Origin of the sequence: Humibacillus xanthopallidus (assembly GCF_006717145.1) — a bacterium.
Taxonomy (GTDB): domain Bacteria; phylum Actinomycetota; class Actinomycetes; order Actinomycetales; family Dermatophilaceae; genus Humibacillus; species Humibacillus xanthopallidus.
The window spans coordinates 1,295,840-1,310,355 of the sequence record NZ_VFQF01000001.1 but is presented as its reverse complement, the minus strand read 5'-3'; the positions used below and the strand labels follow the sequence as shown (position 1 = coordinate 1,310,355).

At 71.9% G+C, this 14,516-nt stretch carries 12 protein-coding genes; 1 reads left to right on the top strand and 11 read right to left on the bottom strand.

What is annotated here, in order from left to right; genetic code table 11:
• Window positions 1–97 precede the first annotated feature (97 nt).
• From pgl to tkt, 6 genes are read right to left on the bottom strand one after another with little or no spacing between them, the layout of a single operon-like run.
• Complete coding sequence (gene pgl, locus FHX52_RS05895; protein WP_141820766.1) at window positions 98–832, bottom strand: 6-phosphogluconolactonase; 735 nt, start codon at window positions 830–832, stop codon at window positions 98–100.
• The gene (locus FHX52_RS05890; protein WP_141820764.1) at window positions 829–2,250 is read right to left on the bottom strand and encodes a glucose-6-phosphate dehydrogenase assembly protein OpcA; all 1,422 of its coding nucleotides are present in this window, start codon (window positions 2,248–2,250) and stop codon (window positions 829–831) included. The genes pgl and FHX52_RS05890 overlap by 4 nt, the downstream gene beginning before the upstream one ends.
• Window positions 2,247–3,788 carry a glucose-6-phosphate dehydrogenase gene (gene zwf, locus FHX52_RS05885; RefSeq protein WP_141820762.1) on the bottom strand — a complete coding sequence of 514 codons (1,542 nt, stop codon included), beginning with the start codon at window positions 3,786–3,788 and terminating at the stop codon, window positions 2,247–2,249. Before zwf ends, FHX52_RS05890 begins: the two co-directional genes overlap by 4 nt.
• Window positions 3,785–5,410: a glucose-6-phosphate isomerase gene (locus FHX52_RS05880; RefSeq protein ID WP_141820760.1), complete on the bottom strand. Its 1,626-nt coding sequence runs from the start codon at window positions 5,408–5,410 to the stop codon at window positions 3,785–3,787. The genes zwf and FHX52_RS05880 overlap by 4 nt, the downstream gene beginning before the upstream one ends.
• Window positions 5,407–6,519 (bottom strand): transaldolase, encoded by a 1,113-nt coding sequence (gene tal / locus FHX52_RS05875; protein ID WP_141820758.1) that lies wholly within the window; start codon window positions 6,517–6,519, stop codon window positions 5,407–5,409. Before tal ends, FHX52_RS05880 begins: the two co-directional genes overlap by 4 nt.
• A 5-nt stretch (window positions 6,520–6,524) precedes the next feature.
• Complete coding sequence (gene tkt, locus FHX52_RS05870) at window positions 6,525–8,798, bottom strand: transketolase (protein WP_141822051.1); 2,274 nt, start codon at window positions 8,796–8,798, stop codon at window positions 6,525–6,527.
• Between the two features lie 331 nt (window positions 8,799–9,129).
• Here tkt and FHX52_RS05865 point away from each other — a divergent pair, with 331 nt between their 5' ends.
• A complete protein-coding gene (locus tag FHX52_RS05865; RefSeq protein WP_425460086.1) occupies window positions 9,130–10,092 on the top strand; it encodes a heme o synthase in 963 nt (320 codons plus the stop codon).
• A 214-nt stretch (window positions 10,093–10,306) separates the two neighbouring features.
• On the opposite strand, the gene FHX52_RS05860 is transcribed toward FHX52_RS05865, so the two are convergent.
• From FHX52_RS05860 to FHX52_RS05840, 5 genes are all read right to left on the bottom strand, one after another.
• Entirely contained in the window at window positions 10,307–11,332 is a 1,026-nt protein-coding gene (locus FHX52_RS05860) for an NUDIX hydrolase (RefSeq protein ID WP_141820756.1), read from the bottom strand.
• Between the two features lie 85 nt (window positions 11,333–11,417).
• Window positions 11,418–12,338, bottom strand: a complete 921-nt coding sequence (locus tag FHX52_RS05855; RefSeq protein WP_141820755.1) for a COX15/CtaA family protein — start codon at window positions 12,336–12,338, stop codon at window positions 11,418–11,420.
• Between the two features lie 136 nt (window positions 12,339–12,474).
• Window positions 12,475–12,957, bottom strand: coding sequence for a DUF2231 domain-containing protein (locus tag FHX52_RS05850; protein WP_141820753.1), 483 nt, complete (start codon window positions 12,955–12,957; stop codon window positions 12,475–12,477).
• 60 nt (window positions 12,958–13,017) lie between these two features.
• Complete coding sequence (locus tag FHX52_RS05845; protein ID WP_141820751.1) at window positions 13,018–13,788, bottom strand: ABC transporter permease; 771 nt, start codon at window positions 13,786–13,788, stop codon at window positions 13,018–13,020.
• On the bottom strand, window positions 13,785–14,495 hold the full coding sequence (locus FHX52_RS05840; RefSeq protein WP_141820749.1) for an ABC transporter ATP-binding protein: 711 nt from the start codon (window positions 14,493–14,495) through the stop codon (window positions 13,785–13,787). The genes FHX52_RS05845 and FHX52_RS05840 overlap by 4 nt, the downstream gene beginning before the upstream one ends.
• Window positions 14,496–14,516 lie beyond the last annotated feature (21 nt).

The following is a 14,516-nucleotide window of genomic DNA, read 5'->3' as shown; positions in this document are numbered from 1 at the left end:
GAAGGGCCCGGGAGGATTCCCGGGCCCTTCGTCGTGCCTGCTCGTCCGTGCTGTCCGCGCTGGGCGAGCCGATGGCGTATGCCGTGTGGCGGCGTCGTCAGCCCAGGGCCGAGGCTGCGTCGGCGTCGACGAGCCACAGGGTGGCGTCGGTGCCCCTCGGCCCCGCTGCCGGCACGTCCCAACGGTGGGCTCCGGGGGCGAGGGCGGCTGCGACCGCCTCCGCCTTGTCGCTGCCTGCGACGAGGAACCACACCTCGTGACTGCGCTCAAAGCACTCGAAGGTGAGGCTCACGCGGTCCGGTGGCGGCTTGGGTGAGTCGTGCACGGCCACGGCGATGGCGTCGGCCTCGCGCTGGGCCGGGTGGTGCGGGAAGAGCGAGGCCACGTGCCCGTCGGGACCCACGCCGAAGAGCACGACGTCCCAGGCCTTCTGGCCGTGCTCCCTGATCGACTCGCCGTAGGCCTGCGCACTGGCTTCGGCGGTGTCGGACGCGTCGGGGCCGGCCACCCGGTGCACCTTCGCGGGGTCGAGCCCCAGTGCGCTGAGGCCGGCCTCGTCGTTCTGGGTGTCGTTGCGATCCGGGTCACCCGCGGGCAGGTAGCGCTCGTCGCCCCACCAGACCCGCACCCTCGACCAGTCCACGGCGGAGCGCCCCGGTGTGCGCAGCACCGACGCGATGATCGCCGAGCCCATCGAGCCACCGGTCAGGGCGACCTGGGCCTCCGGGTTGCGGGTCTGCGCGTCGAGCAGCGCGGTCACGAGCCGAGCCGCGGCGGCATCGGCCAGGGACTGCTTGTCCGGGTGGACGACGACGCGAGGGTCAGCCGTCACGAGGTGGCCTTCGTCGTGGCCGCCTTTGTCGTCGGGGCCTTGGCGGTCCGCTTCGTCGTCGCCGACGTCCCGGCGGCTGCCTTCTTCGTCGCCGTCTTCTTCGTCGCCGTCTTCGTGCCGGCAGCCTTGGCGGTGGCCGCCTTCGCGGCCGTCGCCTTCGTGGCGGCAGCCTTCTTCGTCGTCCGCGTCGTCGGCGTGGTGTTCGGCTTCGACTCGGCAGACGGAGCGCTGGACGCCGTCGAGGTCTTCGCCGACGCCGCGCTCGCCTGCTTGCGGGCCTTCTCGGCCTGCTTCTCGCGCGGCGTGCGCTTTCCGGCGAGCTTGCGCACCGTGGCGGCACGCACCTGCTCGGTCTCGGCGTGCTCGGGCGCGGGCGGGGCCGAGATCATCGCGCTCGCCTCCTGCGCCGACTCGTCGCGGCCCAGTCGCGCCGCGAGACGGCGTGACTCGGCCGGGTCTGGCGCCTTGCCGGCCTTGGCTGCCGCGGCCGCCGTGAGGCGCACCGGCTGCAGGGCCTCGAGGCCGTGCAGCAGCGCGTCCTCGTAGGCGTCGTCGGGGTCGAGTCGACGCAGCTCGTCGGCGAGACACTCGGGCAGGTCGCGGCGGGGCAGGCTGATCCGCCGGTCGGGCTGACCGGGCTGCGACAGGGTGGCCACGACGTCGCCCGGGCGCACGAGGTCGATCGGGCCGCTCTTGCGGTCGAGCCGCACCGAGCTGATGCCCGACCCGCGGGGGGTCGAGACGCGGTGCACCGGCACCTTGAGCCGGCGCTGCAGCCACGCGGCCAGCAGGTCCGACGAGGGGGAGTCGGGCGCGCCACTGACGACGGCGCTCGTGATCGGCTCGTAGGGCGGTTGGTCGAGGGCTGCGGCGAGCAGGCCGCGCCAGTGGGTGACACGCGTCCAGGCGAGGTCGGTGTCGCCCGGTGCGTAGGTCGCGACTCGCTTCTTGAGCATGAGCCGCGGGTTGCGGTGCTCGGCCACGTCGGTGATGCGGCGCTGGGCCATCGCCCCGATGGGGTCCTTGCCCACGTCGGCGGGCGCCTCGCCGGGCCACCACGCCACGATGGGCGAGTCGGGCAGCAGCAGCGGCACGACGACGCTCGGACCGTGGTTGGCGAGGGCCCCGTAGAGGCGCAGCACGACGATCTCGCTCGCGCCGGCGTCGCCGCCGAGGCGGATCTGGGCGTCGAGGCGGTTCTTGCCGCGACGGTCGCCGGGGATGACGACGATGATGCGGCACGGGTGCTGCCTGCTTGCCTGGTTCGCCACGTCGATCGCGTGGCCGGCGTCGGTGTCCTCGACGACGATGACCAGCGTCAGCACGCGGCCGAGCGCCATGGCGCCGACCTCGTTGCGCAGGCGGACCAGTGTCTTGCTGATGCCGGTCGTCGTGGTGTCGGTCAGGTCGCGGATCACGGCATCCTCCACGTGCGTCCGTCGCGTTCGAGCATTCGGTCGGCCGAGGCGGGGCCCCAGGTGCCGGCGACGTACTGCTCCGGCTTGCCGCCCTTGGCCCAGTGCCTCATGAGCGGGTCGAGGATCCTCCACGAGGACTCGACCTCCTCGTGCCGGGGGAAGAGCGGGGGCTCGCCGAGCAGGACGTCGAGGATGAGGCGCTCGTAGGCCTCGGGGGAGGCTTCGGTGAACGACGACCCGTAGCCGAAGTCCATCGTCACGTCACGCACCTCCATCTGCGCACCCGGCACCTTCGAGCCGAAGCGGATGGTCACGCCCTCGTCGGGCTGGACCCGGATGACGATGGCGTTCTGCCCGAGCTCCTCGGTGGCGGTGTGCTCGAAGGGCAGGTGGGGAGCGCGCTTGAAGACGACAGCGATCTCGGTGACCCGCTTGCCGAGCCGCTTGCCCGTGCGCAGGTAGAACGGCACGCCGGCCCAGCGCCGGGTGTCGACCTCGAGGGTGACCGCGGCGAAGGTCTCGGTGGTCGACGCGGGGTCGACGCCGTCCTCCTCGAGGTAGCCGACGACCTCCTCGGCGCCCTGCCAGCCGGCGGCATACTGCCCCCGGGCCGCGCGCTTGTCGAGGTCTGCCGGCAGGCGGACGGCCGAGAGCACCTTCTCCTTCTCGGCTCGCAGGTCCTTCGCGTCGAAGGAGACCGGCTCCTCCATGGCGGTGAGGGCGAGCAGCTGGAGGAGGTGGTTCTGGATGACGTCGCGGGCGGCGCCGATGCCGTCGTAGTAGCCGGCGCGGCCGGCGATGCCGATGTCCTCGGCCATCGTGATCTGCACGTGGTCGACGTAGTTGGCGTTCCAGACCGGCTCGAAGAGCTGGTTGGCGAAGCGCAGTGCAAGGAGGTTCTGCACCGTCTCCTTGCCGAGGTAGTGGTCGATGCGGAATACCGAGTCGGGCGGGAAGACCCCCTCGACGATGGCGTTGAGCGTTTGGGCGCTCTTGAGGTCGTGGCCGAACGGCTTCTCGATGATGACCCGTCGCCAGCTGTCACCCTCGGCCGTCGTGAGCCCGCACCGCTCGAGCTGCTCGCAGACCGTCGCGAAGAAGCCCGGGGGGATGGAGAGGTAGAAGGCGTGGTTGCCACCTGTGCCGCGGTCGCGGTCGAGCTCCTCGACGGTCTTGGCGAGCAGGTCGAAGGCCGCGGGGTCGTCGAACGTGCCGGGCACGAAGCGGAAGCCCTCGGAGAGGTTGCGCCACACGTCTTCGCTGAACGGCGTGCGGGCGTGCTCCTTGACGGCGTCATGCACGACCTTGCCGAAGTCCTGGGTGGCCCAGTCGCGCCGGGCGAAGCCGACGAGCGAGAAGCCCGGCGGCAGGAGGCCACGGTTCGCGAGGTCGTAGATCGCCGGCATGAGCTTCTTGCGGGCGAGGTCGCCCGTCACGCCGAAGAGCACGAGGCCGCAGGGGCCGGCGATGCGGGGGAGCCGCTTGTCCTGCGCGGTGCGAAGCGGGTTCTCCCCGTGGGCGATTCGCGCCGGGGTCATGCACGCCCTCCCTGCGACAGCGCGGCCGTGACCTGGGCGAGGCCGGCGTCGTGGTCGGTCAGGTGGAGACGCAGGACCGGACGGTCGTGGTCGGCGAGCACTTGTGCGTCACCGCCTGCCTGCGAGGCGATGAAGTCGCCGAAGGTGAACTCGCGTCCGGGGATCGAGAGGTCCTGACCGGGGGCCGTCGTGATCTGCACGTAGACGCCCACGCCGGGGCCGCCCTTGTGGAACTGCCCCGTCGAGTGCAGGAAGCGTGGCCCCCAGCCGAAGGTCGTCGGGCGGCCGGTGCGCTCGGCGATCCGGGCCCGCACCTCGGCGAGGTCGGCGTCGCCGAGACGGTCGAGGTAGGCCATGACGGCGACGTAGCCGTGCTCGGCGTCGAGCTGACCGAGCAGCGCGTCGACCGCCTCGGCGACGGTCGAGGCGGAGCCCAGCCAGTCGCCGCCCATGGCTCGGATCTCGACGGCACCATCGGTCGCCGCGGGGTCCTCGCTCGCGGCCGTGCCTTGGTCGAGGAGCGCGCGGGCGGCCTTCTTGGCCGACTCGACGTCGGGCTGGTCGAAGGGGTTGATGCCGAGCAGGCGCCCGGCGACGGCGGTCGCGGCCTCCCAGAGGAGCAGCTGGGCACCGAGGGCGCCGCTCACGCGTACGTCGTCGCCCGACGCGACGGTGTCGTCGTCGACCGGCACGAGCCGGGCCACGAGCACGTCGGCGGCGGGGGAGCGCACCTCGGGGGCGTCGTCACCCTCGACGACGACGGGCAGCACGCCCGTGCCGTCCTTGCCGGTCGACTCGGCGATGAGCTGCTCGGCCCAGTCGGCGAACCCGACGATGCCCGAGCCCTCGTCGACGAGGACGAGCTTGTCGCGCAGCGGAGCGGTGCCACCCATCGCAGCGCCGAGGCGCAGCGCGGGGTTGGCCTCGTCGTCCTCGGCGAGCAGGTCGGCCACCGACTCCGCCTCGTCGAGGAGGGCGCCGACGTCGACGCCCGCGAGGCCGCTCGGCACGAGACCGAAGGCCGTCAGCGCGCTGTAGCGGCCGCCCACGTCGGGGTCGGCGTTGACGACGCGGTAGCCCTTGGCCCGCGACTCCTGGTCGAGCGGGCTGCCCGGGTCGGTGACGATGACGATGCGGGTCGCAGGGTCGATGCCGGCGTCGGTGAAGGCGCCCTCGTAGGCACGGCGCTGCGAGTCGGTCTCGACGGTGGAGCCGGACTTGCTCGACACGACGACGACGGTGTGCTCGAGGTCGTCGCCGAGCGCCCGGCGCACGTAGTCGGGGTCGGACGAGTCGAGCACGACGAGGTCCTTGCCGGCCGTCGCGCAGATGACCTCGGGGGCGAGCGAGGACCCGCCCATGCCACAGAGGACGACGTGGGTCAGGCCACGGGACGCGAAGTCGTCACGCAGGGCCTCGATCTCGCCGACGAGCGGCCGGGACGAGCGCGGCAGGCCCACCCACGAGAGGCGGATGCGAGACTCGGACTCGGCCTCAGGCCCCCACAGCGTCGCGTCCTGCGCGAAGAGCTTGCTCGCGACCTGGTCGGCGACGAGCTCGGGGACGTGGGCCGCGATGGCATCGGCGGCCGCGCCGGAGGCGCTCACCGACAGCGAGCTCATGCGGAGACCTTCGCCATCTCGTCCTTGACGCCGTCGAGGAGCTCGCCCCAGGCCTTCTCGAACTTGTCGACGCCCTCCTCCTCGAGCAGGTCGACGACCTCGGTGTAGGAGACGCCGATGCGCTCGAGGTCGTCGAGCAGATTGCTCGCGAGCTCGTAGCCCCCGGTCACGGTGTCGCCGTGGATGTCGCCGTGGTCGGCGGTCGCCTCGAGCGTCTTCTCGGGCATCGTGTTGACGACGTCGGCGGCCACGAGCTCGGTGACGTAGAGCGTGTCGGGGTAGGCCGGGTCCTTGACCCCGGTCGACGCCCACAGCGGACGCTGCGGGTTGGCGCCCTCGTCGGCGAGCGATCCCCAGCGCGGCGTGGAGAAGACTTCCTCGAAGGCCTGGTAGGCGAGCCGCGCGTTGGCGAGGCCGGCCTTGCCTTTGAGGCCGCGGGCCTCGCTCGTGCCGATGGCGTCGAGACGCTTGTCGATCTCGGTGTCGACGCGGGAGACGAAGAAGGACGCGACCGAGTGGATCTTGGAGAGGTCCTTGCCGGCGGAGTGGGCCTTCTCGAGGCCCTCGAGGTAGGCGTTCATGACCGCGCGGTAGCGCTCGAGCGAGAAGATCAGGGTCACGTTGACGCTGATGCCCTCGGCGATCGCTGCCGTGATGGCCGGCAGGCCCGCCTTGGTCGCGGGGATCTTGATGAGGACGTTCTCGCGGCCGACCGCGTCGTGCAGCTGCTTGGCCTGCGCGATCGTCTTGTCGGTGTCGTGCGCGAGGCGGGGGTCGACCTCGAGCGAGACGCGCCCGTCGACACCCTTCGTCGACTCGTAGACGGGCAGGAAGATGTCGCAGGCCTCCCGAACGTCTGAGGTCGTCAGCTCGAAGACGACCTCCTCGACGTCCTTGCCGTCAGCCGTCAGGGCCGCGAGGTCCTTGTTGTAGCGGTCGCCCTTGGACAGTGCGGCCTGGAAGATCGACGGGTTGGAGGTGAGGCCGACGACGTTGCGCTCCTTGACGAGGTCGGCGATCTTGCCGGTCTCGAGCAGCTCGCGCGACAGGTCGTCGAGCCAGATCGAGACGCCGGCGTCGGACAGGGCCTGGGTGTTCGGGTTGGACATGCTGTTCACTTCCCCTTGCTCGTGGCGGATGCTGCCGACTGCGAAGCCTGGTCACTGGCCTCCACGTCGGAGCCCATGACATCGGTCGAGGCGCTCTGGGCGGCTCGGCTCGGGTTGGTCTCGGTGACCCGCGGGGCCGTCCGCGCCGCAGCGCCGGCGGCCTTGAGGGAGTCCTTGGCGGCCTTGACGACGGCGTCGGCAGTGATGCCGAACTCGCGGTAGAGGGTCGCCTGGTCGGCCGAGGCACCGAAGTGCTCGATGCTGACACTGCGTCCGGCGTCGCCGACGATGTCGTGCCAACCCATCGAGACCGCGGCCTCGACGCTGACCCTGGCGCGCACCGCGGGCGGCAGCACCTTGTCCTGGTAGGAACGGGTCTGCTTCTCGAACCATTCCCGGCAGGGCATCGACACGACGCGCGTCGAGATCTTCGACTTCTCGAGCCGCTCGGCCGCCTGGACGGCGAGCTGCACCTCGGAGCCGGTGGCGACGAGGATGACGTCCGGCTCGCCCTTTCGGGACTCCTCGACGAGGACGTAGGCGCCCTTCGCGACGCCGCTCGCCTTGCCGTACTTCGTGCGGTCCCACGTGGGGACGTTCTGGCGGGTGAGGCAGAGCGCCGCCGGGCCGTTGCCGGCCGTGAGGATCTGCTGCCACGCCACGGCCGTCTCGTTGGCGTCGGCAGGACGCACGACGTCGAGGCCTGGCATGGCGCGCAGCGCGGCGAGGTGCTCGATCGGCTGGTGCGTCGGACCGTCCTCGCCGAGGCCGATGGAGTCGTGCGTCCAGACGTAGGTGACGGGGGCCTGCTGGATCGCCGCGAGGCGCACCGCCGGCCGCATGTAGTCGGAGAACACGAGGAACGTGCCGCCGTAGGGGCGGGTGAGGCCCTCGAGCGCGATCCCGTTGAGGATCATGCCCATGCCGTTCTCACGGATGCCGAAGTGCAGCGTGCGGCCGAACGGGTCGCCCTTCCACGTCGACGTCTGCTTCGAGCTCGGGATGAAGGAGGGTTGGCCCTCCATCGTCGTGTTGTTGGACTCGGCGAGGTCGGCCGAGCCGCCCCAGAGCTCGGGCATGACGTCGGCGATCGCCGTGAGGATCTTGCCGCTCGCCGCGCGGGTCGCGAGACCCTTGTCGTCGGCGGGGAAGGTCGGCAGCGCCTTGGCGAGACCTGCAGGGGGCGTGCCGTCGAGGATGCGGTCGAGCAGGCTCGCGCGGTCGGGGTTGGCCTTGCGCCACGCCTTGAAGCCCTTGTCCCACTCGCGGTGGGCCGCCTTGCCCCGCTTGACGACGTCGCGCGCGTGCTTGAGGACGGCGGGCTCGACGACGAAGGACTTCTTCGGGTCGAAGCCGAGCAGCCCCTTCGTCGCGCCGATCTCCTCCTCGCCGAGGGCGGAGCCGTGCGACTTGCCGGTGTTCTGCTTGGTCGGGGCCGGCCAGGCGATGATCGTGTGCAGCACGACGAGGGTCGGCTTGTCGGTGACCTTCTCGCCCGAGCGGATCGCTGCGAGCAGGGCGTCCACGTCCTCGACGTAGGTCGCGCCGTCGGCGTCCTGGCGCCAGTCGACGTCGACGACGTGCCAGCCGTATGCCGCGAAGCGGGCCGCGACGTCCTCGCTGAAGGCGATGTCGGTGTCGTCCTCGATCGAGATCTGGTTGGCGTCGTAGACGACGGTGAGGTTGCCGAGCTCCTGGTGGCCGGCGAGCGCGCACGCCTCGTGGGTCACGCCCTCCTGCATGTCGCCGTCGGAGGCGATGACGTAGACGTGGTGGTCGAACGGGCTCGTGCCGGGCTTCGCGTCGGGGTCGAAGAGCCCGCGCTGACGCCGCTGGGCCATCGCCATGCCGACGGCGGAGGCGAGCCCGGAGCCGAGCGGTCCGGTCGTGATCTCGACGCCCTTGGTGTGGTGGACCTCCGGGTGGCCCGGGGTCTGCGAGCCCCAGGTGCGCAGCGCCTTGAGGTCGTCGAGCGAGAGGCCGTAGCCGGAGAGGTAGAGCTGGATGTACTGGGTGAGGCTCGAGTGCCCGCACGACAGGACGAAGCGGTCACGACCGAGCCACGACGGGTCGCTCGGGTCGTGCGTCATGACGTTCTGGTAGAGCAGGTAGGCGAGGGGAGCGAGCGACATCGCGGTGCCCGGGTGCCCGTTGCCGACCTTCTGCACGGCGTCGGCCGCAAGGAGGCGCGTCGTGTCGACGGCACGCACGTCGAGGTCGGACCAGCCCGCCTTCTTCGCCACGGGCCTCGGGAGGCCGGGATCGCGACCCGCCAGCAGTCCGTCCGCCTTCCCCTTCCTCGTGGAGCTGGAACGGGTGGGCTTCTTCGCCGACGTGGCGGTGCTGGTCACGAACGGGTCTCCTTCGCCAGAAAGGTGGATCTCACGTATGCCGCGAGCCTAGTCCCAGCACGGATGCCGCTGACAGCACGACCAGTTCGTGAACGACTGCGTGGCGGGGGCGGGGATGGTGGCGCTGCGGCAGAGTGGGAGGTGGGGCAGACCGGCTACGGGCGAGGGAGTGAAGTCCCCCGCGAGCGACGGTCTAGACTTGCGACGCCATGCTCCGTACCCGACCGTCGGAGCGACGAACCCAGCGATGAGGATCTCAGTGACAACGGTGGACCCCCGCGCCGACCTGTCGACGCTGCACGGTCCCGACGGCAGTGGACCCACGTTCGTCCTCGGGCAGTACGTCTCCCTCATGAAGCCGCGGATCATCGAGCTGCTGCTCATCACGACGATCCCCGTCATGTTCCTCGCCCAGCAGGGCGTGCCCAACCTCTGGCTCGTCGTCGCGACCGTCGTCGGGGGCACGCTGTCGGCCGGCTCGGCCAACACGCTCAACTGCTACATCGACCGCGACATCGACGCCGTCATGCACCGCACGAGCAACCGGCCCCTCGTCACCGGCACGGTGTCGCCGCGGGGAGCCCTGCTCTTCGGGGTGGCGCTCGCCGTCGTCTCGACGGTCTGGCTCGGGGTGCTCGTCAACTGGCTGAGCGCGTGGCTCGCCCTCGCGGCCCTGCTCTTCTACGTCTTCGGCTACACCCTGCTGCTCAAGCGGCGCACGGCCCAGAACATCGTCTGGGGCGGCGCGGCCGGCTGCATGCCGGTGCTCATCGGCTGGTCGGCCGTCACCGGCTCGGTCAGCTGGTCGGCGTTGATCCTCTTCATGGTGATCTTCTTCTGGACGCCGCCGCACTACTGGCCGCTGTCGCTGCGCTACAAGGACGACTACGCCACCGCCCACGTGCCGATGCTGCCGGTCGTCGAGCGCTTCGTCGTCGTGGCCAAGCAGATCGTGGCCTACTCGTGGGCGATGGTCCTCACCTCGCTCGCCCTCATTCCCGTGCAGTCGATGGGCTGGGTCTACACCGTCGCCGCAGTCGTGTCCGGCGGGCTCTTCCTCGCCGAGGCCCACCGCCTGCTGTCGCGGGCTCGCGCCGGGGTGGCCGAGGACGCCCTGCGCCCGATGCGTCTCTTCCACTTCTCGATCACCTACCTGACGATCCTCTTCGTCGGCGTGGCCCTCGACCCGATCTGGCACCTGCCGCTCCCCGGCATGGGCTGAGCCCGCCTGTCGAGAAGTGAGCACTCGACTGAGGGGGTCAGGGGGCTGCCCGGGGCATGTCCCTTTCGAGTGCCCATTTCCCGACTTGTCTCCTCGTGCTGGTGGCGTCGGGAGTTGGGCACTCGACTGAGGGGTCAGGGGGCTGCCCGACGCCTGTCCCTGTCGAGTGCCCATGTCGCGCCGGGGCGGTATGCCGTCCGGCGGGCTCTGCGGGTCAGCGCACCGGGAGGCCGTCGGCGAGCTCGAGGGTCGCGTGGCCCTCCCCGGCCGCGGCGAGGCTCGTCAGCATCCGCTCGTTGTAGGGCGCCACCCGCCCGCCCAGCTCGTGCGGCGCGACCCAGTGCATGGCGCGGATCTCGCGCTCGAGGAGGCGCACGCGCGCCAGGGCCGCGGCGGTGGGCGTCTCGACCTCGTAGACGAAGAGCACCGCGTCGCCCCACCCGAGCCAGGGGGCGAGCCAGTTCGTCGCGAGCAGGCGGCCGACCGTCACCTCGAGGGCGAGCTCCTCGCGGATCTCGCGGGCGACGCATTCGCGGGGTGGCTCGCCCGGGTCGACGACGCCTCCGGGCAGGTCCCAGTCACGCTTGTAGACCGGCTCGCAGAGCAGCACGGCGCCGGCCGCGTCGCGGATGAGGCCCTGCCCGATGACCCGCTTCGTCGGCAGCACGGAGTCGAGCATGGCGGTGAAGCCCTCTCGGGTGCCGGGTGCAGGGTCCCCGGCCAGGCGACCGAGGACGACGGTGTCGTGCACCTCGCCGCCCAGCGTCGTGTTGCCGCGCAGCAGCCCCTCGCGCCGCAACCCGGCCCGCAGCGCCGTCCGGAGTGACGCGCGGTTGAGCGGGTTGACCTCGGCCTCGACGCGGCGCAGGCCGAGGTCCGCGAAGGCCCAGTCGACGAGGAGGCGCACGGCGCGGGAGGCGAGCCCCCTGCCGCGGTAGGGGGCATACGTGATCCACGACAGCACCCCGACGCCGTCGGAGCGCCGCCGCACGTCGACCGAGCCGGCGGGTTCGCCGCGCCACTCGACGAGGAAGGTCGCCTTGGCGCGGGAGTCGGACCACTCTGCGTGGGTCCGCTCCACCCAGGAGCGGTGGTGCTCGCTCGTGGGCGGTGTCGCGTCGACGTCGAACCAGTGGGCGATCTCCGCGTCGTGCAGCAGCCGGGTGGCCTCGACGTCTGCCGCGGTCCACGGCCGCAGTCGCAGGTCGCCGTCGTGCAGGGCCGGCTGCTCGTCGCTCACCCGGCCCACCCTACGGTCGTCGCCGATCGCGGCAGGAGCCGCGGGGTGGCCGGCACGGTGGTGCTCGAACGGATTGCGGTGACGGTCAGACGGGGTGGCGCCGCGTCGCGAGGACGCCCCAGGTGAGGGCGGCCACGAGCAGGCTCGCGCCGAGCATGTGCAGCAGCACGAGGACGATCGGCAGGGCGGTGAAGTACTGCACGTAGCCGATCACTCCCTGGGCGAGCGTGACCCCGAGCACGACCCACCAGGCCCGGCGCACCTCGTCGGCCTTCGCGGTGATGAGCACGGCGACGAGGGTCGCGACGACGAGGCCGGAGAAGAGCATGACGGCGTCGGCGTGCAGCCACGACACGACGCGGGGGTCGAAGCCGGTGCGGGCCGGGGCGTCGGCGTCACCCGAGTGCGGGCCCGACCCGGTGACGATGGTGCCGAGCACGACGACGACGGCACCGACGAGGCTCGTGACGATGGCGACGACGCGGGCGATGCGGTGCAAGAGCAGCTCACCCGGGCCCGACACGTCGTCGCGAGACCCGCGCACGAGCGCCGTGGACAGTGCGACGAGCACCATCGAGAGGAGGAAGTGGCTCGCGACGAGCCACGGGTTGAGGCCGGTCAGCACGGTGATGCCGCCGAGGATCGCCTGGGCCGGGATGCCGGCGAGGACTCCGACCGCGACGAGCTGGAGCCGCCCTCGCTGCGGCCACGCCGTCACGACGCAGTAGAGCGCCGCGAGTGCGAGGATGACGACGGCGAAGGTCAGCAGCCGGTTGCCGAACTCCACGAGGTCGTGGAACTGGCTCTCGTCGGTGCGCACCGGGGTGAACGACCCGGGCACGCACTCCGGCCAGGTGGGGCAGCCGAGGCCGCTGCCGGTGAGGCGCACGACCCCTCCGGTGACGACGATCCCGATCTCGCCGACGAGGTTGGCGATGAGGATGCCGCGCGCCCAGGGGCGGGGCACCCGGGGCAGGCGGGATGCGACGGAGGAGACGAGCGACACGGGGGAAGCGTAAGCGCTGGCTGCGGGCCGCCCCGCACCCGCCCCCGTCCAGCAGCAGCTCGCTCACCCGCCCGTGGCCAGGCCTGCACGACCCGCCCCGCGCCGCTTGAGCGCAGCCGGCCCGCGCGTCAGGGAGTCAGGCGAGGCCGGCCCAGGTGACCTGGGCTCCGGCGTGACCGGCCAGCACGACCGTGATGAGCGCCGCGAGCGCGGAGACGACGAGAAGGATCGCCAGCGGGACCTCGAGCATGCGTCGGCGCGGCTCGTCGTCGTCAGGCGCCCGGAGGAACCACGCCGCCACGAGGCAGAGCACCATGAAGAGGAAGCAGAGGATCTTCGCCCGGTCGCCCCACTCGACGTGCTCGCGCAGCAGGTCGAAGTTGGTGGTGCTGGCTCTGACCTGCGTCACCCGGCGTTGCAGGGCCTCTCCGCTCTCGGCCGCGACGAAGGCCGTGACCCCCGAGATGACGCCGCCGATCGCGACCGGCCAGCGGAGCAGGTGGCGCCACACCGGCCGCACCGCGAAGGCGATGGCGATCAGGGCCGACAGGGGCACGAGGACGACCACCGCGTGGATGACCAGCGCGTGCATCGGCAGCCCGAAGATGTAGTCGAACACGACGCCTCCATGCGGTCGGGGAGAGGGCCCGGTGCCCCGAGCCCGAGTCTGCCCTACCGGTCAGTCGTCGAAGCGGAAGAAACGCGCGGCCAGGGCTGTCGCCAGCACTCCCCAGGCGACGACGACCCCGAGAGCCGGGAGGTTCAACGCGCCGTCGACGAGGGCCGAGCGCAGCCCGTCGGCGAGCCCGGCCGACGGCAGCAGGGCTGCGACGGTCGACAGGCCGTCGGGGAGCTCCGTGCGCGGCACGATGACGCCTCCACCGACGAGGAGCAGCACCCAGATGAGGTTGGCGAGCGCGAGCACGGCTTCCGACCGCAGCGTGCCGGCGAGCAGGAGGGCGAGGGCGACGAAGGCCCACGTGCCGAGGACGACGAAGAGGACGGCATACGGGATGCCGCTGAGGTCGGGGCTCCACCCGAGGGCGACCCCGATGACCGCGATGACGGCGATCTGGATGACCTCGATCGCGAGCGTCGCGAGCACCTTGGCGGCGATGAGCCCGCCCCGGCCGAGGGGCGTCGTACCGAGGTAGCGCAGGACGGCGTACCTCCGGTCGAAGCCCGTCGAGATGGCCTGCGAGGTGAAGGAGGCCGAGATGACGCAGAGGGCGATGACCCCGGGCACCGCGACGTCGATCCTGCGCCCCGGTCCGAGGGAGGGGGAGCCGGTGGCGTGCAGGCCTATGAGCACGAGCGCGGGCAGGACGAGCGAGACGAGCAGCTGCTCGCCGTTGCGCAGCAGCGTCGAGGTCTCGAAGCCGGCCTGGGCGAGGACGCGCCGACGAGGGGCAGCGGCCCGCGTGGCGGGGCGCGGCGGTGCGGTGGTCATGCCGCCCCCTTCCGGGTGAGGCTGAAGTAGAGCTCCTCGAGCGATCCGGCACCGACGACGTCGGCCAGGGCGCCCTCGGCGACGGTGCGCCCGGCGCTCATGATGACGAGGTGGTCGGCGAGCCGCTCGGCCTCCTCGAAGGAGTGCGTCGTCACGACGATCGTCGTGCCCTCGTCTCTCAGCTCGCGGATGAGGTCCCACACGTCGAGCCGGCCGTGGGGGTCGAGGCCGGCCACCGGCTCGTCGAGGAAGAGAACGTCGGGTCGGCCGAGCAGGGCCGCCGCGAGGGCGAGGCGCTGCTTCTGCCCACCCGAGAGCCGCCGCACCGTCGTGCCCGCGAAGTCGGGGACCCCGAGCCGGGCCGCGACCGCGTGGACGTCGGCGGGCTCGGCGTAGAAGCGGGCGAGGTGCGCGAGCAGGCGAATCGGCTTCGCCCCGTTGGGCAGACCCCCGCTCTGGAGCATCACCCCGACGCGGGCCCGGTGGTCGGGCCCGGCGGTGCCCGGATCGGTGTCGAGGACCCGCACCGTGCCGGAGTCGGGGCGCTGCAGCCCGACGGCGCACTCGATGGCCGTCGTCTTGCCGGCACCGTTGGGGCCGAGCACCGCGGTGACCGCGCCCGACGGGGCGTGCCACGACAGTCCGTCGAGGGCGTCGACGGCTCCGAACCGGCGACGGACGTCGGACAGTGTCACCGCTGCGGTCATGGCTGATGAGTCTAGGCTCGG